General features: G+C 63.5%; 16 protein-coding genes. 3 read left to right on the plus strand and 13 right to left on the minus strand.

Annotated elements, in window-relative coordinates; translation table 11 throughout:
• Positions 1-26: 26 nt before the first annotated feature.
• From HCN58_RS19915 to HCN58_RS19925, 3 genes are all read right to left on the minus strand, one after another.
• Positions 27-1,334 carry an HlyD family type I secretion periplasmic adaptor subunit gene (locus HCN58_RS19915; RefSeq protein ID WP_171581080.1) on the minus strand — a complete coding sequence of 436 codons (1,308 nt, stop codon included), beginning with the start codon at positions 1,332-1,334 and terminating at the stop codon, positions 27-29.
• Positions 1,331-3,079: a type I secretion system permease/ATPase gene (locus HCN58_RS19920; RefSeq protein ID WP_171581081.1), complete on the minus strand. Its 1,749-nt coding sequence runs from the start codon at positions 3,077-3,079 to the stop codon at positions 1,331-1,333. The genes HCN58_RS19915 and HCN58_RS19920 overlap by 4 nt, the downstream gene beginning before the upstream one ends.
• 139 nt (positions 3,080-3,218) lie before the next feature.
• The gene (locus HCN58_RS19925; protein WP_171581082.1) at positions 3,219-4,034 is read right to left on the minus strand and encodes an acyl-CoA thioesterase domain-containing protein; all 816 of its coding nucleotides are present in this window, start codon (positions 4,032-4,034) and stop codon (positions 3,219-3,221) included.
• Positions 4,035-4,123: 89 nt separating this feature from the next.
• On the opposite strand from HCN58_RS19925, the gene HCN58_RS19930 reads away from it, so the two are divergent.
• Complete coding sequence (locus HCN58_RS19930) at positions 4,124-5,056, plus strand: LysR substrate-binding domain-containing protein (RefSeq protein WP_171581083.1); 933 nt, start codon at positions 4,124-4,126, stop codon at positions 5,054-5,056.
• Positions 5,057-5,063: 7 nt separating this feature from the next.
• Here HCN58_RS19930 and HCN58_RS19935 read toward each other — a convergent pair whose 3' ends face one another.
• A complete protein-coding gene (locus tag HCN58_RS19935; protein WP_171581084.1) occupies positions 5,064-5,333 on the minus strand; it encodes a GlsB/YeaQ/YmgE family stress response membrane protein in 270 nt (89 codons plus the stop codon).
• A gap of 157 nt (positions 5,334-5,490) precedes the next feature.
• Here HCN58_RS19935 and HCN58_RS19940 point away from each other — a divergent pair, with 157 nt between their 5' ends.
• Positions 5,491-5,706, plus strand: coding sequence for a Sec-independent protein translocase family protein (locus tag HCN58_RS19940; RefSeq protein WP_171581085.1), 216 nt, complete (start codon positions 5,491-5,493; stop codon positions 5,704-5,706).
• A 320-nt stretch (positions 5,707-6,026) separates the two neighbouring features.
• On the opposite strand, the gene HCN58_RS19945 is transcribed toward HCN58_RS19940, so the two are convergent.
• From HCN58_RS19945 to HCN58_RS19975, 7 genes are all read right to left on the minus strand, one after another.
• The gene (locus HCN58_RS19945) at positions 6,027-7,007 is read right to left on the minus strand and encodes an ABC transporter ATP-binding protein (RefSeq protein WP_171581086.1); all 981 of its coding nucleotides are present in this window, start codon (positions 7,005-7,007) and stop codon (positions 6,027-6,029) included.
• Positions 7,008-7,018: 11 nt separating this feature from the next.
• Positions 7,019-8,431 (minus strand): amidase, encoded by a 1,413-nt coding sequence (locus HCN58_RS19950; RefSeq protein WP_171581087.1) that lies wholly within the window; start codon positions 8,429-8,431, stop codon positions 7,019-7,021.
• Positions 8,428-8,625, minus strand: a complete 198-nt coding sequence (locus HCN58_RS19955; RefSeq protein WP_028351776.1) for a hypothetical protein — start codon at positions 8,623-8,625, stop codon at positions 8,428-8,430. Before HCN58_RS19955 ends, HCN58_RS19950 begins: the two co-directional genes overlap by 4 nt.
• Positions 8,622-9,713: an ABC transporter ATP-binding protein gene (locus tag HCN58_RS19960; protein WP_171581088.1), complete on the minus strand. Its 1,092-nt coding sequence runs from the start codon at positions 9,711-9,713 to the stop codon at positions 8,622-8,624. The genes HCN58_RS19955 and HCN58_RS19960 overlap by 4 nt, the downstream gene beginning before the upstream one ends.
• Before the next feature lie 4 nt (positions 9,714-9,717).
• Positions 9,718-10,596 carry an ABC transporter permease gene (locus tag HCN58_RS19965; RefSeq protein WP_376701199.1) on the minus strand — a complete coding sequence of 293 codons (879 nt, stop codon included), beginning with the start codon at positions 10,594-10,596 and terminating at the stop codon, positions 9,718-9,720.
• 12 nt (positions 10,597-10,608) lie between these two features.
• Positions 10,609-11,562 carry an ABC transporter permease gene (locus HCN58_RS19970; RefSeq protein WP_171581090.1) on the minus strand — a complete coding sequence of 318 codons (954 nt, stop codon included), beginning with the start codon at positions 11,560-11,562 and terminating at the stop codon, positions 10,609-10,611.
• A gap of 188 nt (positions 11,563-11,750) precedes the next feature.
• The gene (locus HCN58_RS19975; RefSeq protein ID WP_171581091.1) at positions 11,751-13,409 is read right to left on the minus strand and encodes an ABC transporter substrate-binding protein; all 1,659 of its coding nucleotides are present in this window, start codon (positions 13,407-13,409) and stop codon (positions 11,751-11,753) included.
• Positions 13,410-13,613: 204 nt separating this feature from the next.
• Here HCN58_RS19975 and HCN58_RS19980 point away from each other — a divergent pair, with 204 nt between their 5' ends.
• Complete coding sequence (locus tag HCN58_RS19980) at positions 13,614-15,227, plus strand: ABC transporter substrate-binding protein (protein ID WP_171581092.1); 1,614 nt, start codon at positions 13,614-13,616, stop codon at positions 15,225-15,227.
• A 103-nt stretch (positions 15,228-15,330) separates the two neighbouring features.
• On the opposite strand, the gene HCN58_RS19985 is transcribed toward HCN58_RS19980, so the two are convergent.
• Both HCN58_RS19985 and HCN58_RS19990 read right to left on the minus strand, forming a co-directional pair.
• Entirely contained in the window at positions 15,331-17,559 is a 2,229-nt protein-coding gene (locus tag HCN58_RS19985; protein WP_171581093.1) for a CHASE2 domain-containing protein, read from the minus strand.
• A gap of 76 nt (positions 17,560-17,635) precedes the next feature.
• Complete coding sequence (locus HCN58_RS19990) at positions 17,636-22,966, minus strand: VCBS domain-containing protein (protein WP_171581094.1); 5,331 nt, start codon at positions 22,964-22,966, stop codon at positions 17,636-17,638.
• Positions 22,967-23,526: the final 560 nt, after the last annotated feature.

A 23,526-nucleotide genomic window follows, 5' to 3' on the forward strand; every position in this document is an offset into this window, starting at 1 on the left:
GAGGCCGCGGTCACGCCCGCACCGCCTCACCTCTCCCTAAACGAGCGCATCAACTGGTCGCTGAACGGCTTCAGTAGATAGGACAACATGGTGCGGTCGCCGGTTTGCACGAAGGCCTCCACCGGCATGCCGGGAATGATCTTGACCTCGCCGAGGCGCTTGACCTCGTCCGGCGGCAGCGAGACACGGATGGTGTAGTAGCTCTGGCCGGTGCGCTGGTCGGTGGTGACGTCGGCGGAGACGCGGGTCACCACGCCGTTCAACTCCGGCGTGGTGCGCTGGTTGAAGGCGGATAGCCTGAGCAGAGTCTTTTGGCCGACCTGCAGCTTGTCGATGTCCTGCGGGTTGACCTTGGCCTCGACCGACAGATCGTCGGCCTTCGGCACGATCATCATGATGGCGTCGCCCGCGGTGATGACGCCGCCGACGGTGTGCACCGTCGACTGCAGCACGACACCGTCCTGCGGCGCGCGGATGTCGATGCGGCGCAGTTGATCCTCTGCGGTGACCTTGCGCTCGACGAACTCGCCGATCTTGTCGTTGGTCTCCCGCAGATCCTTGGAGACCTCGCTGACCACGTCCTTGTCGATCTGGATGATCTGGAGCTCGGTTTCGGTGATCTTGCCCCTCGCCTGTGCGCGCGCAGCGATGTATTGCGCGCGCTCCCCCGAGAGGCGGGCGAGATCACGCTCCAGAACCGTCAGGCGCGAAATCTGGATCAGGCGCTGCTCGTAGAGCTGGCGGACGCCGACCAGCTCTTTCTCGACCAGTGCGATTTCCTTTTCCTTGGCCTGTTCCTGAGCGGTGAGGCCGGCGATTTCCTCGTTGAGCTGCGCCACGCGCTCGCGCAACTGCGATTTCTGCCCAGCGCGCCCGAACACGCGCACCTCGAACAGTTTGGTTTCGCTCGCGATGACGTCGCGGACATCAGGATCGTCGGCGCGATCGGAGAGCTGCGGCGGGAACTTGATCTTGTCGAGGCCGCGCTGCTCGGCCTCTAGCCGCGCCGCCCGCGCCCACAATCCGTTCAGCGTCTTGACCACAATGGCCAAGCTCGCCTTGACCACGGTCTCATCGAGCCGCACCACGACGTCACCCGCCTTGACGACATCGCCGTCGCGCACCCTGACCTCGCCGACCACGCCGCCGGTCGGGTGCTGGACCTTCTTGACGTTGGAATCGACCACCACCGAACCCGGCGCGATCAGCGCGCCCGAGATCTGCACCGTCGAGGCCCAGCCGCCGAACCCGCCGGCAATGACCAGCATCAACGCCAGGCCAACGATGAGATGCGAGCGGATCGAGCGGCGCGCGCCTTTCAGCTCCGCGATCATGATTTTTTCGCAGCTCCCGCTTCGGAAACGATCTTGATCGGCGGCGGCGACGGTACGCGCTGCAGCACCTGGCCGAGCACGGTTTCCTTCGGACCGAACGCCTGCATGCGGCCGTCCTTCAAGACCAGCAATTGATCGACCGCCTCGATGCCGATCGGCCGGTGCGCCACCACGACCACGATGGCGCCGCGTTCGCGGGCAGCGCGCACCGCGCGGGTCAGCGCCTCGTCGCCCTCGCTGTCGAGATTGGAGTTCGGCTCGTCGAGCACGATCAGAAACGGATTGCCATAGAGCGCGCGCGCCAGCGCCACGCGCTGGGCCTGGCCGGCCGACAGCGCAGTGCCCTGCTCGCCGATCTGGGTATCGTAGCCCTCGCGCATCTTGATGATCATCTCGTGCACGCCGGCTTCCTTGGCGGCGGCGATGATCTCCTCCGACTTCGCGTCGGGGTCGAAGCGGCAGATGTTCTGCGCCACGGTGCCGGCGAACAATTCGACGTCCTGCGGCAAATAGCCGATGTGGCGGCCGAGCACGTCCGACGACCACTGGTCGAGCGCCGCGCCATCAAGCCGCACCTTGCCGCGGGCCGGCGTCCAGACGCCGACCAGCGCGCGTACCAGCGACGATTTGCCGGAACCGCTCGGACCTATCACGCCAAGGCCGGTGCCAGCGTCGACGGCGAAGTTGACATCCTGCACGATAACGCGCTGGTCGCCCGGCGCCACGATGCTGACGGCCTCGATCGACAGCCGTTTCGTGGGCGCCTGCAACAGCGTCTGTTCATTCGCCGCCGGCACTTGCTGCAGGAGTTTTGATAAGCGATACCAGCTCTGGCGCGCGGCGACAAAGCCTTTCCAGTGGGCGATCGCAAGATCGACCGGCGCCAGCGCCCGCGCGCTCAAGATCGAACCCGCAATGATGATGCCGGCGGTGGCTTCCTGGTGGATCACGAGGTAAGCGCCGACCGCGAGCACCGCCGATTGCAGCATCATGCGCAGGACCTTGGCCACCGCACCCAGGCCGCCGGCGATGTCGCTGGCGCGCTGATTGCCCGCCAGATAGGTCTCGTTGGCCTCGCCCCAGCGCTTCATCAGCCGTCCGGACATGCCCATCGCGACCAGCACTTCGGCGTTGCGGCGGCTGGTGGCGGCCAGATCGTTGCGCCGCGCGGCAAGCGTCATCGCCTCCTTGGCCGGCGTCCGCGACAAGAATTCGGTAATCAGCGTCAGCGTCACCAGAATGACGGCGCCGACCAGCGCGGTGACGCCGAGCAGCCAGTGAAACGCAAAGCAGATCGCGAGATAGAACGGCAGCCACGGCAGGTCGAAGAACGCGCCCGGCCCCATGCTGCCGAGAAATGACCTGATATTGTCGAGATCGCGCAGCGGCTGCAGGCCTTCGTTGCGGGCGCCGACCATCAGCGGCAGCCGGACCACGGTCTCGAACACGCGCGCATTGATGGCTTCATCGAGCGCGGTTCCAATGCGGCCGAGAATGCGACCCCGGATCAGATCGAGACAGCCTTGCGCGATGTAGAGTCCCCCGGCGAGAATCACCAATCCGACCAGGGTCGGCACGCTGCGGCTCGGCAGCACCCGGTCGTAGACCTCCAGCATGAAGACCGAGCCGGTGAGATACAGCAGATTGATCATGCAACTCATGACGCCAACGCCGATAAAGGCGTTGCGACAGGCGCGCAGCGCTTCACCGAGTTCGGAACGCCGGACGCCGGGAGCGGCTGCCATTAATGCGTGTCTCTTCAAAAGGATCAGGTGACGTGCGGGTTTTAGCGATGTTTTCGGACATCGTCTATTTAAGTCACGTTAACCCCAACTCAGTTCACCCCCTGAAGCGGCTGGAGGCGGCATTCGCGCATTTGGGCAGCTAATTTGACGCCGGCGCCAGCCCTGCGGCGGGCTCGGCCTTCGCCTGGCGCGGAAACGGCACCAGAATCACCGACATCGAGACCCGGCCGATCTCGCCGTTGACGTCGAGCAGGACGCCGCTTCCGACGCCCAGCCCGTTTGCCGGCCGCCATCGGGCTTGGGCGCGAACGCCGACCCAGTCGCCGGCCGGCCGGCGGAATAACTGAACCGTCAGATTGGGGTTCGGGTCCGCGACCACGTCCTGGACCGGGCGGGCGATGCCATGGGTCCAGTCCGCCGGGCCGAGCACCGAGGATAGCGGCAGCATCGACGAGGGTCCTGCGCCGTCGATAACATTATGGTTCATACGAAACCAGGCGATGCCGTCGCCCTGGCGCGCTTCCATGGCCTCCATGAACCAGGGCTTGCCATGCGCCGCCCGCTTCGTGCGGATCGGAAACTGCATAGGATCGGCGGCCTCGCTTGCGAGATCGGCAAATCCGGGCACCTCGACCGCGCGTTCCCGCGACAACGTCACCCGGGCAGTGGCGCAGGGCTGGTCTTCATCGGCCGGCCACAGCGTGTTGTCGATCACGCTGACGCGGCCGCCGTCGGTCACGACCGAATGAGCGGTTCGTAACTCCGCCATCGGCGTCGGGCGCAAAAACCATGCGGAGCACGAAATTGCCGTCCCCCATCTGCGCTGATCAGCCAGTGCCTCGACTTCCGCCGCCAGCAGGCTTGCGACTGCGCCGCCCTGCAGGCCCGCGAAGGGGCCGGCGGCAAGCGCTGTGGGTTGCCAGCGATGGGAGCCGACGGATTCGAAGATGGCCATGGATCGTCTTCCAGTGGTGACGATGGTTGAACGTCGAGCCAATCTGGCGGAAACTGGAGGCTGCAACAAAAGGGATTTTCTCACCTCAGATGAATATCATTCACCCGTCCGAACCGCCCGGCGCATCGCTGCACGCGATTCCTGCCTTGCCCGCGCTGCTGGCGTTCGAGCGCGCTGCGTCGCAACTGAGCTTTCGCCGCGCGGCGCGCGACCTGTCGCTGAGCCCATCGGCGATCAGCCATCAAATCCGCGGGCTGGAAGAGCAGTTCGGCACGAAACTTTTCGTGCGCGGGGCGCGCTCGGTACGACTGACCGCGGACGGCGAGCGCTATTTTGCAAAAGTCTCGGCGGCATTGGCGGCGCTGCAGGGTGCCAGCCGCGATATGCTGCAGCATCGCCGCGACGCCAACGCCGAACTCTGGATCAGTTCGCTGCCGTTCTTCACCTCGGCCGTGCTGATTCCGGCTCTGCCGGAGTTCAATCGGCGCAATCCGCAGCTGACGCTGCGCATCGAGGCCACGCATCAATATGCCGACTTCAATGCCTCGCGCGTCGACGTCGCGATCCGCTACGGCCGCGAGCACTCGGCCGGGCTGAAATTCGAACCGCTGGTCGCGGTGAAGGGGCTGCCGGTCTGCGCACCCGGATTGATCAGGGGCGGATTGAGAAAGCCGGAAGATTTGTCGCGGCAGGTTCTGATTCACCTGACGACGCAGCCGCGCGCCTGGCCCGTCTGGCTCAGGGAGGCCGGCCTCTTGCATCTCAAAGCGCGCGGGCACCTGTGGCTCGACAACGTGCCGGCGATGTTGGAAGCCGCCGAGCAGGGGTTTGGCGTGACGCTCGCCATGTCGCCGCTGATCAAGGCACGGCCTTCCTTCGGCAAGAAGCTGGTCGTGCCATTTGCGTTCGAGACCACGCATAGCGAGACGATCTACCTCGTCTCCCGCACCGAACAGGCGCGCGACCGCCGGATTGCCGCGGTGCGGCGCTGGATCGCAGAGGCGGTTGGCCGTGCGAAATAGCGTCGCGCTAAAACCGCCCGCCGGTCCGCAACAGCCGGACGATCAGCAGCAGGATGACGGCGCCGATGGTGGAGTAGACGATCTCGGACACCAGCCCGGTACCGAGACGGATGCCGAGCTTGGGAAACAGCAGGCTCGCGAGCAGCGCGCCGGCGATGCCCACTAATATATCGCCGATGATGCCAAATCCGGTGCCGCGCACGATCTTGCCGGCGAGCCAGCCGGCCACCAGGCCGACAAACAAAATGACGAGAATGCCTTCGTTGGAAATCTGCATGTGAAGCCCCCAAGTTGCGGCGCAAGCCGGACGACAGCCTATTCACGATTGTACGATGTGACGAGCCTTCCGTGCGCCTTCCACATGCGGCCTGCGAAGTGAAACTTTTTTATGTCACGCGCGTTATGTCGGCATGAAACACGGCGATATTTGGTATGTGACTTTCGGTCCGGACAAGACGGACGATACTGCGGAGAGCATGGCCCGCTCGACCCGCACCTTCAAATCTGAAATCGACGCCAAACTGTTTGCAATGCAAATCCTGGCCAAGGGCTGGTCCGCCAGCGCCGGCACGCTCAATCCGCATCAGCCGAAGCAGGTCGTCGGGCCGGCGCAGATCGAGCGCTGGGCCGATCCGGGGCTGGGTGGATAAATCACGTGTCCCGGACGCGGTGCATCGCGAAGCGATGCACCGCAGAGCCGGGACCCCTCGCCAGCGCGGATGGCCCCCGGATCAGCAGCGCACCACGCCGCGAAGAGCGGCGCGCCGCGCAGCATCCGGGGAACGCGGTTGGCAACCTGATCTCTTCGTCATGGCCGGGCTTGTCCCGGCCGTCCACGTCTTTGCAAGCGAAAGCAAACCTGGATGCACGTGGGTGCACCCTGCTCCATACGAACAGTCTTACTCGCGGCGGCACCCCCACCCCAGCCCTCCCCGCCAGCGGGAGAGCGAGTGCAGCGCCGCGGCGGCGATTAGCTCGTGACAGCGTCAACAGGCTCGGCCAGTACGCAGCGTGCCGTTCGACCCGGCGATACCGGCACGTTCGGCGGCAGGCGTTCGGTGCAGCGCGGCTGCGCAACCGTGCAACGCGGCGCGAAGGAGCAACTCGCGGGAGCCTTGTCGAGCGAGGGCGGCGTGCCTGGGATGGTTTCCAGCCGCTGGCCGCGTTTTGCGCCGTGGACGGTTGAAGCCAATAGTCCCTTGGCATACGGATGCACCGGCGTGCGCACGATGTCGCGCAAGCGCCCCTGCTCCACGATCTGGCCGGCATACATGACCGCGACGCGGTCGCAGATTTCGATGGCGACGCCGATATCGTGGGTCACGAAAATCACGGACATGCCGAACTCGCGCTGCAGTTCGCGGAGCAGCAGCAGGATCTGGATTTGCACGGTGGCGTCCAGCGCCGTGGTCGGCTCGTCGGCGAGCAGTATTTTCGGCTTGCAGGCCAGCGCTAGTGCGATCATGGCGCGCTGGCGCATGCCGCCGCTCATTTCGTGCGGATAGGCTTCGAGACGGCGCTTGGCGGAGGGAATGCGTACCACCTCCAGCATTTCCAGCGCACGCGCGAGTCCCTCCTTCTCGGTCTTGCCTTCGTGGCGGACCACGGTCTCCGCGATCTGGCGACCGATCGTGTAGACGGGATCGAGCGCCAGCGCCGGCTCCTGAAAAATCATCGAGACGGTCTGGCCACGAAATGCCGAAAGCTCCTCGTCGTTCATCGCCAGCACATCGCGGCCCAGCACCTTCACGGTGCCCGAAATCTGCGTCCGCTTCTTCGGCAACAGCCGCATCAGCGCGCGCAAGGTCACGCTTTTTCCCGAGCCGGATTCGCCGAGCAGACCGAGCACCTCGCCCTCGCCAAGCGAAAGCGAGATATCGTTGACAGCATGAACCGTGCGCTCGCCGGTGAAGCGGATGTTGAGGTTGCGGATATCGACGAGATTGCTCATGCCGCCGTTACTCATGCCAGTTTGGGTAGCTGCTGGTGATAGTCCGTTGCGCGCTGAAACGCCGCGCCGATCCGCACCAGCCCGGCCTCATCGAAGGGGCGGCCGATCAACTGCATGCCGACCGGCAGGTCGGTTTTTGTGAAGCCCGACGGAATCGAAAGCGATGGCAGGCCGAGATAGTTGATTGGCCGGGTGAAACGCGTAATGCGCTGGATCACGGCTTCCGCGTCGAGGCTGTTGCCGACATCGCTCTCGGCAATCGTCGCGGCCGGCATCGGCGCGACCGGCGCGATCACTGCGTCAGTGCCTTCCACCGCCGCGAGGTAGGCGGCAAGTGCCGGGCCGCGCCAACGCATCGCTTCGAGATAGGTCACGGCCGGAATGGCGAGGCCGTTCTGCAATCGCATCAACACTTGCGCACCGTAATCCTGGGGACGTTCGATCATCCATCGCTTGTGGATGGCGGCGGCCTCGGTGGCGAGCACGATCTGGCAGGCGGCGGTGAGCTGGCGCTGGTCGGGCAGCTCGACCTTGACGATTTCGGCACCTTCGCGCTTGAGAGTGGCGATGGTCTCGTCGAGCACCCGCGCCACTTCGGAATCGAGATCGTCGACATAGAAGGCGGTCGGCACGCCGATCTTCACGCCCTTCATCGTGCCTGTGGTCGAGGCCATGTAGTTCGGCACCGGCCGCGTGGACGTGGTCGGATCCTCGGGATCGGCGCCCGCCATCAGCCCCACCAGCAGCGCGCAGTCTTCGACCGTCTGCGCGAGCGGCCCGACGGTGTCGAGCGATTGCGACAGCGGCATCGCGCCGGCGCGGCTGATCAGGCCGACCGTGGTCTTGAAGCCGGTGACGCCGCAGAAATGCGCCGGCATCCGGATCGAGCCGCCGGTATCGGACCCGAGCGCTGCAAAGGTCAGCCGCGCCGCGACCGCGGAGCCCGAGCCCGACGAGGAGCCTCCGGTGATGTGATCGACATTCCAGGGGTTGCGCACTGCGCCGTAATGCACGTTGTGGCCGGTCGGCCCGTAGGCGAACTCGACCATCTGCAATGAGCCGAGCCTGACGGAGCCGGCGTCCTTCAGCCGCTGCAGCGCGGTCGAGGTCGTCGTCGCCACGTAGTCGCGCCGGATTTTCGAGCCGCAGGTCACCACCTTGCCGGCCTCGTAATACATGTCCTTGTGCGCCATCGGCACGCCGTGCAGCGGGCCGAGATTCTTGCCGTTCGCGAGCGCCGCGTCGGCGGCATCTGCGGCGGCCAGCGCCTTGTCCGCCTCGATCGCCATGAAGGCGTTGACCCGCGGCTGCCATTGCGCGATGCGGCCGAGACAGAACTGCGTCACCTCGCGCGAGGACAATTTCTTGCTGGCGATCGCCTTGGCAACCGCGACCGCTGACATCAAGGCCGGTTCGCCGCTCATTTCGACACCTTTGCGTTCTGCACCAGCAGGAAGCTAGCCGGCTCGAGATCCATCGGCAGCGTGCCGGCCACGGGCGCAAAGCCGTCAAAAGCCGGGCCGATGGAATTGGCGATACGCGCGGATACTTCTGCATCCTGCGGCACGCCCGCGACGTCGGTCATTACCTTGACCTGTTTGGGATCGGGTCTTGTCATGCGGCGGTTACTCCCATGTCGTTTTTCTTGTCAGTTTCCTTGGCCGGTGCGCGGCTGTGCCCGGAGCCAGCGATGGCCATGTAGCACGCCGCCTGATGGCCCATTGTATCGAGATCGCTGAGCTTTGGCGTCGCATTTGCGCAAAGCGGCTCCGCAAACGGGCAACGGGTGTGAAACCGGCAGCCAGACGGCGGATCGATCGGATTGGGCGGGTCGCCGGAGATCGGCGGCGTCTCGGTGCGGTTATCAGGGTCGGACGAGGGCATGGCCGCCAAGAGCGCCCGCGTATAGGGATGCGCGGGGGCATCCCAGACCCTGTCGACCGGGCCGAGCTCGACCACCTCGCCGAGATACATGACGAGCACGCGGTCCGAGATATAGCGCACCACGTTGAGATCGTGGCTGATGAAAAGATATGTCAGCCCGAATTCGCGCTTGAGGTCTGCGAGCAGGTTGAGCACCTGGGCTTCGACCGATTTGTCGAGCGCTGATACCGCTTCATCAAGGATCACGAGCCTCGGCGACAATGCCAGCGCACGCGCGATGTTGACGCGCTGGCGCTGGCCGCCGGAAATTTCGTGCGGGTAGCGGTTGGCGAAGGTTTCCGGCCGCAAGCCAACCTTGCCGAGCAACTCGCGCGCCAGCGTCCGCGCCGAGCTATCAGCCATGCCGTGCACCTTTGGCCCGAACGCGATCGATTCTTCAATGGTCAGACGCGGATTGAGCGAGGCGTAGCTGTCCTGAAACACCATCTGCATGCCGCGGCGCAATTCGCGCAACGACAGCGCGCGGCCGACCTGCATGCCGTCATAGACGATGTCGCCGGCATCGCGCTTCATCAGGTGCATCAGAAGACGCGCGGTGGTCGACTTGCCGCAGCCGGATTCGCCGACGATGCCGACGGTTTCGCCTTTGGCGATGGAGAAAGAAACATCATCGACCGCGCGCACGGTTTTACGAGGGCTGAACAGGTCACCGCGCACCGGGAAGTGTTTTGTAAGTCCGGTGACCTGCAACAGCGGCTGCGCCGCGCCGCCGATGTCCTCGACCTGCTCCAATAACTCGACTGACGGGCTTGTTTCACTCATTGCGTCAGTTCCTGATGTCCATGGCGCTGCGCATGCCGTCGCTCAAAAGATTGAAGCAGATCGAAACCGCAAAAATCATGACGCCCGGCAGCGCCGCCACCCAGGGATTGATATAGATCGCGGTGCGCAGCGTGTTCAGCATCAAGCCCCATTCCGGCTCCGGCGGCTTTGTGCCGAGGCCGAGGAACGACAGGCCGGCGGCGAGGATCATTGACACCGAGATCAGACCGGTGGCGTAAACGAAGATTGGCCCGAGCACGTTGCCGAGCATATGCACGCGCATGATGGTGAAGGGTCCGGCCCCGGAGGCGCGCGCGGCCTCGACGAAATCCATGTTACGCACGCCGGTCGTGACGCTTTCGGCGACACGGGTGATCTGCGGCACGAATACGATGGTCAGCGACACGATGGAATTGACGATACCGGCGCCGAGCGCGCCGGAGATCGCGATCGCCAGCAGCACCGACGGGAAGGCGTAGAAGACGTCGATGGTGCGCATGATCGCGGTATTGAGCTTGCCGCCGACATAGCCGGCGACGAGGCCGAACGAGGTGCCGATCACGAAGGCAAAGATCACGGGCAGAATGCCGATGATCAGCGACAGCCGCCCCCCATAGATCAGCCGCGCCAGCATGTCGCGGCCGAGTTCGTCGGTGCCGAGCGGATAATTCGGCGTGCCGATGTGGCGAAGCCGGCGGATCATCGAGCCCTGATAGGGATCGGCGAGCCCGAGCCATGGCGCCAGCAGCGCGGAGGCGAAGATCAGCACCAGCACGAACGCGCAAGCCATGCTGACCTTGTCGCGCGCGATGCGGCGGCCGACGGTGGCCCAATAGCCGCGCGCCTTGGTGGCGGGGGCAGCCTGTAGCGCAGTATCCGACATCACGGTCATATGTCAGCCCCGCTTGATGCGCGGATCGATCGCGGCCTGCGCGATATCGACCAGCAGATTGAGGGCCACGAAGAACAGCGCCAGTACCAGGATCGTGCCCTGCAGCAGCGGCAGGTCGCGCTGGAAAATCGCCGAATTGAGCAGCAAGCCCGAGCCGGGCCAGGAGAATACGGTCTCGATCAGGATCGAACCGCCAAGCATGTAACCCAGTTGCAGCCCCATCACCGCGAGCGCGGTCGGCGCTGCGTTCTTGATGACGTGTTTGAACACGTCAAGTTCGCGCAAGCCCTTGGCCCGCAACGCCTCAACGAAATCCTGCGAAAGGATGTCACCAGTCAGCGCGCGCACGGTGCGGGTGACGATGCCCATCGGGATGACAGACGTCGTGATCGCCGGCAGGATGAGATATTTCATATGCTCCCAATCCCAGCCCCACGCGCCGGAGCCGCCGGGACCGGCACCGACTGCGGGCAGCCAGTTGAGCTGCACCGAGAAGATGATGACCATCACCATGCCGAGCCAGTAATGCGGCACCGAGACGCCGGCAATCGCAATCGAGGTCGCGACCTTGTCGATCCAGGTATCGCGAAAGTAGCCGGCGATGAGGCCGAACAGCAGCCCGAGCGTGAAGCCGATCAGCGCCGCGGCAATCGCAAGCGTCACGGTGTTGCCGACCGCGCGCAAAACTTCCGTCAGCACCGGGCGGCCGGTCGCAATCGAGCTGCCGAGATCGCCATGGAGCGCGCGCCACAGCCAGAGCCCGAATTGCACCGGCAGCGGGCGATCAAAGCCATAGGCCGTGCGCAATTGCGCGGCGAGTTCCTGCGACGCATCCGCCGGCAGCACGGCAACCAGCGGATCGCCGGGCGTAATGTGCACAAGCAGGAAACACACCAGCGCGACGCTGATCACGATCGGAATGACGTAGACGATACGTCGGGCAATATAGGCGAACACGGGTTACCTGACGTGATGCAGCACCATGAGATGCGCAGGTTACAGGAAGGAGCGCACGATGCGAGGGCTCCTTCCCCCTTGCGGGGGAGGGTTAGGAAGAGGGGTGACCACACTGGGACTGCCCGTGTGAACCCCTTTCCCCGACCCCTCCCCGCAAGGGGGAGGGGAGCCCTACCATTGTGCTCACCTTACGGCGCCAGTGACACCGGCGAAAAGTCGACGAACCAGCTCTTCGGCTGCACAAAGCCCTTCACCTTCGGGCTCATGGCGCGCGGGGAGACGTCGTGGGCGACGTAGAGGAACGCCGCGTCGTCGACGGACGCCGCATGCAGTTCGGCCAGCGCCGCATCACGCGCCGCGGGATCGAAGGTCTGGCGCGCTTTCGTCACCAGCTCGTCGAACTTGGGATTGTTGATGTAGCCCCAATTGTTCGACACCGGCGGTGCCATCGACGACTGCAGGAAGCGCACCAGCGCGAAGAACGGATCCATCGCCGCATAAGTCACGTTGGTGGCGTTGGCGCCGTTGGCGGTGGGATCCTTGGCGCCCCGGCGCCAGTTGGTGAACAGGGTGTTCCACTCGATGACGTCGAGCTGGACGTCGAAATAGCACTCGGCCAGCGCCTGCTGCAGGTATTCGTTCATCGGCAACGGCTGCATCTGGCCCGACCCTGAGGCCGAGGTCTGGGTCTTCACCGTCAGCTTCTTGTTCGGGCCGTAGCCGGCTTCCTGCATCAGCTTTTGCGCGGCGGCCTTGTCATACTTGATTTCAAATTTTGGCTGGCCGCGCCAGGGGTGGCCGGGCTCGAACGTGCCGGTCGCCGGCACCATCAGGCCGGCAAGCAGGCCTTCCTTGAGCCCTTCGCGATCGACGCAGAGATTTGCGGCCTTGCGGACGCGGATGTCGTTCCAGGGCGAACCTTCGATGCGCGAGAACTGCCACGGCCAGACATGCGGGGATTCATTGGCCTGGAGCTGGAAACCACGCGCCTTGATCTCCTTGACCGCATCCGGCGCCGGCGCCTCGACCCAGTCGACCTGGCCGGACAGCAAGGCCGCGGTGCGGGCGTTGGCCTCCGGCATCGGCAACAGCACCATCCGGTCGATCTTGGGCACCCGGCCCTTGTCCCAATAGCTCTCGTTCTTAACCAGCTCCAGCCGCTCGCGCGGGGTGAATTTCGACATCTTCCACGGACCGGTGCCCGAGGCGTCCCTGGCAAACGCGGCCCAGGCGGCCTGCGATTTCGCCTTGGCGTCGGCGCCTTCAGCCTTGTCATAGAAGGCCTGCCACTTGGCAGGGCTCGCCATGAAAAGGTTGGTCAAGTTGATCGGGAGAAAGCTGTCCGGCTCCTTGGTTGTCAATTCCACCGTCATGTCGTCGATCTTGCGCGCCGAGGCCAGCGTCGGCATGCGCGAGGCGGTGACGCCGACCTGGCTGGCGTCGAAATGCGGCGCGTCCTGCTTCAGTACTTTCTCAACGTTCCAGACCACGGCGTCGGCATTGAAGTCGCTGCCGTCATGGAATTTGACGCCGGGGCGCAGCTTGAAGGTCCACTTCTTCTTGTCGGCCTCGTCCACCTTCCATTCGGTCGCGAGCCCGGGAATCATGACGCTTGCCTTGTCGGCCGAGGACAGGTCCCACATCGTCAGGCCGTCATACATGGTCAGCCCGGTGAAACGGTTGCCCTCAAAACCCTGATCGGGCTGGCCGAGCGTGCGCGGAATATCGGCAGCCGTCATGCCGATCCGCAGCACCGTTTCGGCGCTTGCGAGTTGCGGCAGACCGACCACCAGCGCGGTTGCCAGCAGCCACGCGGCGGCCGTCTTCTTCGATTTGTCGTTACGCATTTGCAGCAATCCCCTTCTCAACGCTTGGGTGACTAATTCTTATGCAACCGTATGCAACGCCTGTGCCAAACAGCATGCTTCCATCCGGCTATGCATTTGACCGCACAACTCCTTGTGAAGCGCGCATGCAATTCACGGCGGATGCCTAAGCTGGCACCAAGCTTGCATTTTTAGCTCCAAAACTCGCCCGATGGAGCTTAATTCATGCGCACCCGAAATTCGATGCTTCTTGCTGCCGCGGCAGTAGCCCTCGGATCATCTCTTGGCTTCTCCGCGATTTCGGCGCAGGCGGAGACCGTTGTGCGCTACGGCATTTCGATGGCGGACATTCCGCTAACCACCGGCCAGCCCGACCGCGGCGCCGGCGCCTACCAGTTTTCCGCCTATACTATCTACGATCCGCTGGTCGCCTGGGAGATGGACGTGTCCGACCGGCCGGGCAAACTGGTGCCGGGCCTTGCCACCGAATGGAAGGTCGATGACAGCGACAAGAAGAAATGGCGTTTCTCGCTGCGCCAGGGCGTCAAATTTCATGACGGCAGCGACTTCAATGCCGACGCGGTGATCTGGAATCTCGACAAGGTGCTCAACGACAAGGCACCGCAATTCGACAAGCGCCAGAGCGCGCAGGTCAAGACCCGCCTGCCCTCGGTCGCGAGCTACGCCAAAATCGACGAGGCGACGATCGAGATCACGACCAAGACGGTCGACTCCTTCTTCCCGTACCAGATGCTCTGGTTCCTGGTCTCAAGCCCGGCGCAATATGAAAAGCTCGGCAAGGACTGGGACAAGTTCGCCAGCCAGCCCTCCGGCACCGGGCCATTCAAACTGACCAAGCTCGTCCCGCGCGAACTCGCCGAGCTGACCAAAAATCCGGACTACTGGAATCCGAAGCGGCTTCCAAAGGCCGACAAGATCGTGCTGATCCCGATGCCGGAAGCGCTGACGCGCACCAATGCGCTGCTAGCCGGTCAGGTCGACCTGATCGAGACCCCGGCGCCGGACGCGGTGCCGCAGCTCAAATCCGCGGGCATGAAGATCGTCGACAACGTCACGCCGCATGTCTGGAATTATCATTTGAGCGTGCTGCCCGGCTCGCCCTGGACCGACATCCGCCTGCGCAAGGCGCTGAATCTCGCGATCGACCGCGAGGCCGTGGTCGGGCTGATGAACGGCCTGGCGAAACCCGCCAAGGGACAGGTCGATCCGTCGAGCCCGTGGTTCGGCAAGCCATCCTTTGAGCTCAAATATGATGTCGCGGCGGCGAAGAAGCTGGTGCAGGAGGCCGGCTATTCGAAGGAAAAGCCGCTGAAGACGACCTTCGTCATCGCGCAGGGCGGCACCGGGCAGATGCTGTCGCTGCCGATGAACGAATTCCTGCAGCAGAGTTTCAAGGAAATCGGCATCGAGATCGACTTCAAGGTGGTCGAGCTCGAGACGCTCTATACGGCATGGCGCAAGGGCGCGGCCGACGAGATGAACGCCGGCATCACCTCCAACAACATCGCCTATGTCACGTCAGACCCGCTCTACGCCATCGTCCGCTTCTTCCACTCCGGCCAGATTGCCCCCGTCGGCGTCAACTGGGGCGGCTACAAGAACGCGAAGGTCGACGCGCTGATCGACGAGGCCAAGCAGACGTTTGATGTGGCCAAGCAGGACGAACTCTTGGCGCAGGCGCATGCGCAAATCGTCGACGACGCCACGCTGGTCTGGGTGGTGCACGACACTAATCCGCATGCACTGTCGCCGAAGGTGAAGAAGTTCGTGCAGGCGCAGCACTGGTTCCAGGATTTGACGCAGATCGGGCTGGAGTGAGGAAGTGTAGGGTGGGCAAAGGCGCTCTTGCGCCGTGCCCAGCATTCCATCGCGCGCTCGCAATGGTGGGCACGCTACACTTTGCCCAACGCGCTTCGGTCCATCACTTCGTCAGCAGCGCGAAGGCGCCGTTCCAGTCTTCCGGCGGCGGATTTTCGAGATAGTTGCGGATGCGCGCTTCGTAGAGATTGTAGAGCAGCTCCAGCGAATTTGCTTCGTCGGTCTTGCGGCCGCGCGCGATCGCGGCCAGCGCGCCGTCCCAGTCACGGTTGCGATAGCAGGCGAGCATCTCGATCGTAAGGTTGCGCAGGCGCTGAAAACGGCCGGACTGCGCGGTGTCCTCGCGACCGGCGATGGCGTAGATCACCTCCGGCTCGTTCTTGCCCTTCACCATAATGAAGTCGAGCTCGAGGATGGCGAACTTGTCCTTGACCGCCAGCGCGGTCTTGGAGCCGACGATGATCGGAAAACCATATTCTTTCGACTGCCCTTCGAGGCGCGAGGCGAGATTGACGCTGTCGCCGAACACCGAATAGTCGAAGCGCTGGTCGGAGCCCATGTTGCCGACCACGCAGAGGCCGGTATTGAGGCCGACGCCGATATTGAGCGGGATGAACGGACGTCCCTCTTGCTTGGCCTCCAGCTCGCGCGCCTGGTTAAGCTCGTCGACGCGCTCCAGCATGTCGAGCGCCGCCTCGCAGGCGTTGAGCTCGTGGTCCTTGTCGTCCAACGGCGCATTCCAGAACGCCATAATGGCATCGCCCATGTATTTGTCGATGGTACCTTTGCGGTCGAGGATGGCGTTGGTCAGCGGCGTCAGGAAACGGTTCATCAGCGCCGTGAGCCCCTGCGGGTCGCTCTTGTACGTTTCCGAGATCGAGGTGAAGCCGCGCATGTCCGAGAACATAATGGTCATCTCGCGCTCCTCGCCGCCGAGCACCAGCTTTTCCGGCGACTGCGCAAGCTGCTCGACCAGAGCCGGCGACAGATATTGCCCGAAGGCGGAACGAATCTGCCGGCGCTGCGCCTGCTCGCGCACAAAGCTGGAAAAGATCAGCGTAAGGTAGATCGCCGTGGTCGACATCAGGGGATAGGTAAAATCGATCAGCAGCCGGTTCTGGGTGTAGAAATATGCCGAGGTTCCGACCAGCACGCTTGCGAACGCCGCGCCGAGGGCAACCAGCGTGATCGGCCCGAACAGCGGCGCAAACGCGATCACCAGAAGCCCGAACAGCAGCGCTGTCGCGAATTCGACGGCAATGCCGTAGATCGGCTGCGAGATCACCGCGCCGCTGAGCGCGCTCTCGAGCACCTGGGCGTGGATCTCCACGCCCGGCATGGCGCGCGATACCGGCGTGGTCTTGATGTCGTTGAGGCCGACCGCGGACGTACCGATCAGCACCAGCTTGCCAGCGATCATGTCGGGCGCGACGTTCTTCTCCAGCACGTTGACCGCGGGGACATAGATCGAGGCGTCGTTGTGGGCGTAGTGAACCCAGAGCTGGCCGTTATGGTCGGTCGGAATCTGGACGCCCTTGATGCCGAGGCTCTTGATACCGGCCTTTTCGGCTTTGATCAGGATCGTGCCCGAGCCGGTGGCGACGCGGAGCATCTCGAAGGTCAGCGAGGGCATGGTCTGACCCTGCGCCTGCATGATCATCGGCACCCGCCGTACGATGCCGTCGCGTTCGGGCTTGATGGTGAACAGGCCGCGCCCGGCGGCGGCGTGCTCCAGCACCGGAACGTTGCGCAATAGGCCGGGGAAATCGAACATGAAGCGCTGCGGCTCCTCGCCGAGCATCGCAATCCCGGTCACCGGCAGTGTCTTGTCGAGGGTTGCGATTTCCTCCGGCAGGCCCGACTCGCCGAGCACGACGCGCGACTTTCGGATCGCATCGGCGAAGATCTGGTCGTTGCTCGGCAGCGCGCGCAGCTTGGCGCGGGTTTCCTCGTCGAGCTGCGGGATCGCCTCGGCCGCAACCGCGGGGTTGAGCCGGTCGGGCTCCGAAAACACCGCGTCGAACGCGATCACCACGGCTCCCAGCTTGGTCAACTCATTGACAAGGGCCGCGATCCGCGTCCGCGGCCATGGCCACTGCCCGAGCTTCTCGAGGCTCTTGTCGTCGATATCGACGATGGTGACCGGCCGTGCCGTTTTCTGGCGCGGATCGATGCGCTGGAAGGCATCGAAGGTCCGAACGCGGATTTCCTCCACAGGGGCCGGGTCGGCGACGCGAAGCGCGGCGAACCCGATCAGCAGCACAAGGCACAGCAGCCTTGCATAGCCGATGCGCCGCCCGAACCATCTCCGCAATACCCGCAGTCGTTTCATGCTGTCTGGATATCACGCATCGACGGATCAGGCATGCCGGATTCGCGCGAAAGGCTGCTCTACCTACTGCCGCGGATCAGATATTACCGCTGCCGCCCGGGTGAAGAATGAAGTCGCTCATGTGCAGGTTCGCCTTGGCGACGTTCGACAGCAGGATGCTGTTGTTTCCATCGAACTGTATCAGCGAATCTGCGCCGACCTGCGCGACTGCACTGCTGTTGAGCCAGGAATTGAATGAAGCCAGATCATCAGGAGTGAACGGCAGATTCGTCAGAAGATCGATCTTGTCCTGCCCCGGCAAGAAATCGGCGATCGTGTCGTTGCCCATGTGCTTGGCGAACACGAATTGGTCGGCGCCTGCGCCGCCCTTCAGGATGTCGTCGTGCGCGGTCGAGAAGATCACGTCGTTGCCCGAGGTCGCCAGCATCGAGAGGGGCGTCGTCCCGTCGACCTGGTCTCCGGCCAAGGTAAACTGAGTGGTGTTGATGACCGGCGCATCGTTCTTGGCGCCCACGCTGTAGACCCCGCTGCTGAATGCGGTCGTACCGCCTGTCGTCGAAGGCATTGGAATGATCGAGCCGGAGGTCGAGCCATCGGTGCCATCCCAGGCCATGAAGGTCAGATGCTCGGTGTCGCCGCTTCCGGAGCCGGTGAAGCGCACTTTCGCATCGGCGGAGAGCAACAATGCCTTGCCGGACGCCAGGTCGATCGCGTGCCAATCCCCGCCGGCGATCTGATACTCCCAGCTTCCCCCCGCGTCACCGTTGTCGACCCCGGTGATGGCGATGCCGAACAGGGCGCCGTCGGGATCGCTGACGGTGAGCTTGTCGTTGCCGAAGAAGAAATGGCCGTCGAAGACAGCAACGCCATTGTGGTTCGCGAGCTGCGCCACCTTCGTGGACACACCCGACTGCACGACCGGTGCGTCGTTGGTCGATGTCACCGTCATGGTTGCGGTGTCCGACGCCACCGAGAAAGCCGTGGAGCCGCCTGCCAATGATGCATCGACCGTCGCACCGCTGGTTCCGGTGGTTTGATCCCACGCTAGGTAGGTAACTGTCGCGGTTTCGCCATTCTCTCCGTCGGATACGTACTTGATGAGGTCGGTCGGGGCCAACAGCAAGGCTGATGTCGTCGATACCGCCGGGAAAGCGAAGAAGGTGGTCCCGTCAGTGGAATATTCCCAGTGGCCATGTGCGCCCGTCGTGGCGGTGATCGCGATGCCCTGCAGCGCGCCGTCATCGACATCGGTAATGCTGGCTCCGAGGAACGAGGCAACGGTCTGGCCGGCGATCGTCGTAGCGCCCTCCACGATCGGTGTCAGGAATGGGTGCGAGGCGGTCAGCACCGGTGCATCATTGGTGCCGGTGATGGTAACGTCGATCGTGCGGCTGACCGTACCTCCGTGGCCGTCGTCCAGCGTGATCGTGAAGTGCTCGACCTTTGTCTCGCCCTTCGCGAGGAATTCGACGGCCGAATCCGGAACGCTGTAGTTCCAGTTGATGAGGCCGCCAATACCATTGACAGTGTCAGGATTCACGGAGGCGGTCAGGGAGCCGAGCGCCCCGCTGGATGCCGTGATCGTTGGTCCAATGTCATGGGCGTCCGTGAGATCGACATCCGCCAACGCAATCGTGCCGCTATCGGTCAGATTGCCCGCAGGCATGTCCTGTTCCGTCACGGCGCCGGTCACGTCCTCGGTCGCAACGACGGGGGAATCATTGGTGCCGGTAATGGTCACGACGAACTTCTTGGACGTGGTCCCGCCATCGCCGTCGTCGATCGCAACCGTATAGGTCAGTGTCAGGACCTCGCCCTTCGCGAGATAATCGAAAGCAGTCGAGGCCGCCGAGAATGACAGACTGACCGAGCCGAACGATGAACCGGAATTCTTGGTCGCAGCCCCTGGCGTGACCAGTGCGATCAGCGCCGCCTCGTCGAGCGCAAGGCCGGTCATGGTGCCGGACGCCACGGCATGGGTGATCGCGGCGGTATGGCCGACGTCGGTCAGGTCGACGTCGGTGAACGCCACCGGGATCGTCGTCGTCAGCGCCGAGGTATCGGTCTGCTCGGTCAGATTCTTCTGCGCGATATCGGCAATTACAGGCGCATCGTCGCTGCCGGTGACGGTGACGACAAAAGTCTTCGGCGTCACGCCGCCATCGCCATCGTCGATCGCGACCGTATAGGTCAACGTCAGGACTTCGCCCTTCGCCAAATAGTCGAATGCGGTTGAAGCCGCGGAGAATGACAGGTCGACCGACCCGGCCGAGAAGCCGGCGGCTTTGGTCACCGTACCCGGCTTGACCAAGGCGATCAGCGCCGCCTGATCGAGCGCCAGGCCTGACGTGGTGCCGGTCGCCACCGCCTTGGTGATGGCTGCGGTGTGGCCGATATCCGACAGATCGAGATCGGTGAAGGTGACCGGGATCGTCGCTGTCAGCGCCGACGTACCGGTCTGCTCGGCGAGGCCCTGCTGCGCGATATCGGCGATCTCAGGGGCGTCGTTGCTGCCGTTGATGGTGACGACAACATCCTGCGAGGTGATGCCGCCATGATGGTCGTCCACCTCTACCGTGTAGGTCAGCATCACCGTCTCGCCATCGGCGAGGTAGTCGAAATAACTGTCCGGCGCCGAGAACGACCAGTTCTTCGAGCCCTGCACGCCGTCGGTGGAATCGGTCAGCGGCCCCAGCGTCAGCCAGCTCAGTTGGACCGTTCCGTTGGCGAGGCCGGTCACCACGCCGGAGGCGCTTACGTCGGTGATCTTGAGGTCGTGCGTGTCGGTCAGGTCGGCATCGGTGAAAGTGATCGCGCCGCTGGCGGCATCTGGCGTCGCCGAATTGTGGGTGTCTGCGCGTTCCGCGATGGTCGCGGTCTGTGGGTCGCTGGTGATCTCAGCCGTATCGTTGCTGCCGGTGACGGTGACGGTAAACGGCTTGGTCACCACACCGCCATGGCCATCATCGACCGTGGCCGTATAGGTCAGCGTCAGGATTTCGCCGTCGGCGAGGAAATCGAACGCCCCGTCGGCTGCGCTGTAACTCCAGCTTGCCGAACCGTTGTTGGTATTGCCGTTCGCCTGCACCACCGTCAGCGGCACATCGACAGCTGCGATCGCAGCGAGCTCGGCTGCAGTGAGCGATGAGGTGATGTCGGTGAGGGCGGCGTTCTTGTAGGTGAAAGACGTGAACTCCGCGCTCGCCACCGGGCGGTCGGTCAGGTCGACGTCGGTGAAACTAATCGTGCCCGATACCGTATGAAGCGCCGTGGATCCGGTTGGATTCGGCTGGCTGGGATTCACCAGCTCGGGGAACGCGGCGCTCGTCACCTCGATGGTTGGAACATCGTTGGTACCGGAGACGGCGACATCGGCGCCATCGATCGAGACCGTGATCGACGTCGTAATGACGCCGCCATGGCCGTCATCGACCTGAGCGACGTAGTTGAGCACCAGCGTCTCGCCCTTGGCGATGAAATCGAACTTTTTATCCTCGATGCTGTAGGTCCAGGTCGCCGAGCCGTTATTGGTGTTTCCGGCCGCCTGCACCACGCTGAGCGGCACCTCGACGGCCAGGATCGCCGCCAACTGCTCCGGCGTCAGCGTCGCGGTGATGTCGTTGCCCTGTGCGTCGTAATAGCGAAACGGATCGGTCGTGGAGATCGCCGCGCCGACGACAGGGCGATCGGTCAGGTCGACATCGCCGAAGGTTACGGTGCCGGACACGGTATCGATCACCGTATTGCCGGTGCCGATCCGCTCCGTGATCTCGCCGCCGGTCGCGGAGATCGTCGGCTTGTCGTTGGTGCCGGTGATGACGATCGTAAACGGCACAAACGTCGTCTCGTTGTTCGGCGCGTAGTTGTTGTCGACCCGCGCCAGGTATGTCAGTTTCAGCGTCTCGCCGGCGGCGAGGAAGTCGAACGCGCCATCGGCGACGTTGTAGGTCCAGGTCGCCGTGCCGATGTTCTTGCCGTTGGGGTCCTGCACCACGGAGAGCGGCACTTCGACTGCCTTGATGGCGGCGAGTTGCTGCGCCGTCAGCGCGGCGGTGACATCGGCGCCCTGCGTGTTCTGATAGGTGAAGGAAGAAAACTGCGCACTGACGCTCGGAGTGTCGCCGGCGTTGATGTCGACATAGTTGACAATGCCGGAGATGCTGTTGAGCGCGGAGCTCGCGGTCACATCAATCCGTTCGGCAACCGCGCCGCCGAACGCCGCGGCCTGCGGCGGCCCGGGAATGTGCTCGAGCCTGGGGGGCGGGCCCGGATCCGCAAAGGGAGTACCCCCGCTCGGGACGTTGACCAGCTGAAGCGTCACGGGAACGAACTCCCCGCCGGTCAGCTTGACAAACAACGTTTCCGGAACGATCGAGTCGGTAAAATTGGTGGTGAGCTTGGTGTTCGGGTTGTTCAGGTCGGTGAACTTCAGCGAGAATACGTCGCTGATGATCTTCTGCGCGTCGGGCGATAGCTGCACCGACGATTGGAAGCTGACCGTGCCCTGGCCATTGATGATTGTCTGCGTGCCGGCCCGGTTGACGGTCGCGATCGGCGTCAGCGTGGTCTTGTCGAACAGGATGTAGGAGCCGGTAGTGCCGTCGGGCTCGACCAGCACCTGGAATTTCGCCGGCGGCGCGATACCCGTGCCGGGCACCTCGAAGTCGATCTCGACCAGCACCGCCGTGCCACGGATGCCCATGGTCGCGACCGGCGTGTCGACCTTCATGTCGCCTTTCTTGGCGGTGGCGCCGGCAACAAACGAGATCGTGCCCTGCACCAGGCTGAGCAGCGATTTGTTGTCCGACCCGTTGGGGTCGTAGACCATTTCGTTCAGCACCATCCTGGCGTTCGATGCGAGACCGAACACGGTGCCGTCGATGAAGGTGATGCCGAGCGTCGAGTCGGAGCCGGACTGGACGACGTCGCCTTTGTGGACAGTGTCGCCCTGGTTCAGGATGATCGACACACCATTGCGGATCGCGGTCGCATTCCCCGTCAACTTGGTGACGTGCCCGATGATAGCCGGCGCGATGCTGGCGCTGCCGTCCGCCTGCGCGAACTGGGTGTGGCCGCTCAGCGCGTTGACGATGTCACCGGTGAGATGGGCGCCATCGGGCGATGCCAGCGCGGCGCGCTTCTCGCCCTTGAAGTAATCGCGCAGCACGAGTTCGCGGTCACCACTGGTGAGGATGAGGTCGATACCGGACCGCTTGAAGTCGCCTGCGAAGAGCAGACGGGCATCAGAAATGATTATGGCGTCGGACGGCGCATGTGTCGAAACTTTGTCGACATGAGCCTTTCCTTGGGAAGGAAGATGGCCGTGCGGTGACAGCAGCCCGAGGTCAACAGCCACACCGGAAAAAGGGTCGAGTTCGTCCGATCCGAACTTGCCGGCGTAATTCAATTGGGCACCATGCCTAAATCGTTAAGAATTATAAAATTTCCTGCGGGGTTTTGTACCATGCAGGTAAGGAACACAAAAGCACGCATCCCGCGTACACCCCCAATATGGGGTATGTCTGCGGCCAGACCGAAAAAGTCCGCGAAAAAGTGTCGGGCGAGAGTGTGGCGAGGACAAGGCCGAATTTCACAGGACCTTCGAACAACGATTACAGCTTTCGCCGAGGCACAAAAATAAGCAATCATAATGGCTTATCGTTGGTGCACCGCATCGAATGGCGTTTCAGACGGCTGCTCGAAAACTGGTCACGTCGCCGGAATTGTCAGATGCGCAGGTCCTGCCTCCCCGCTTCACGGGGTCAAGGACAGGTTGTGATCGACCGCCGAACAGGCCATCCGGTAGGGTTAATTCGAAATCTCGCGATCCCTTCGGAATCGTAAATGTCGCACCGGTTTCTCCGCTCCTGCGGGGTAGCCGGTCGGCGCCGCGACGGATTCCATCACCTCCAGTGCCGGATGGATCGATAAAATTGTCGGCAAGCCGGCAAGACCAGCTTCAGGTTA

This window comes from Bradyrhizobium australiense (assembly GCF_013114825.1).
Taxonomy (GTDB): Bacteria; Pseudomonadota; Alphaproteobacteria; order Rhizobiales; family Xanthobacteraceae; genus Bradyrhizobium; species Bradyrhizobium australiense.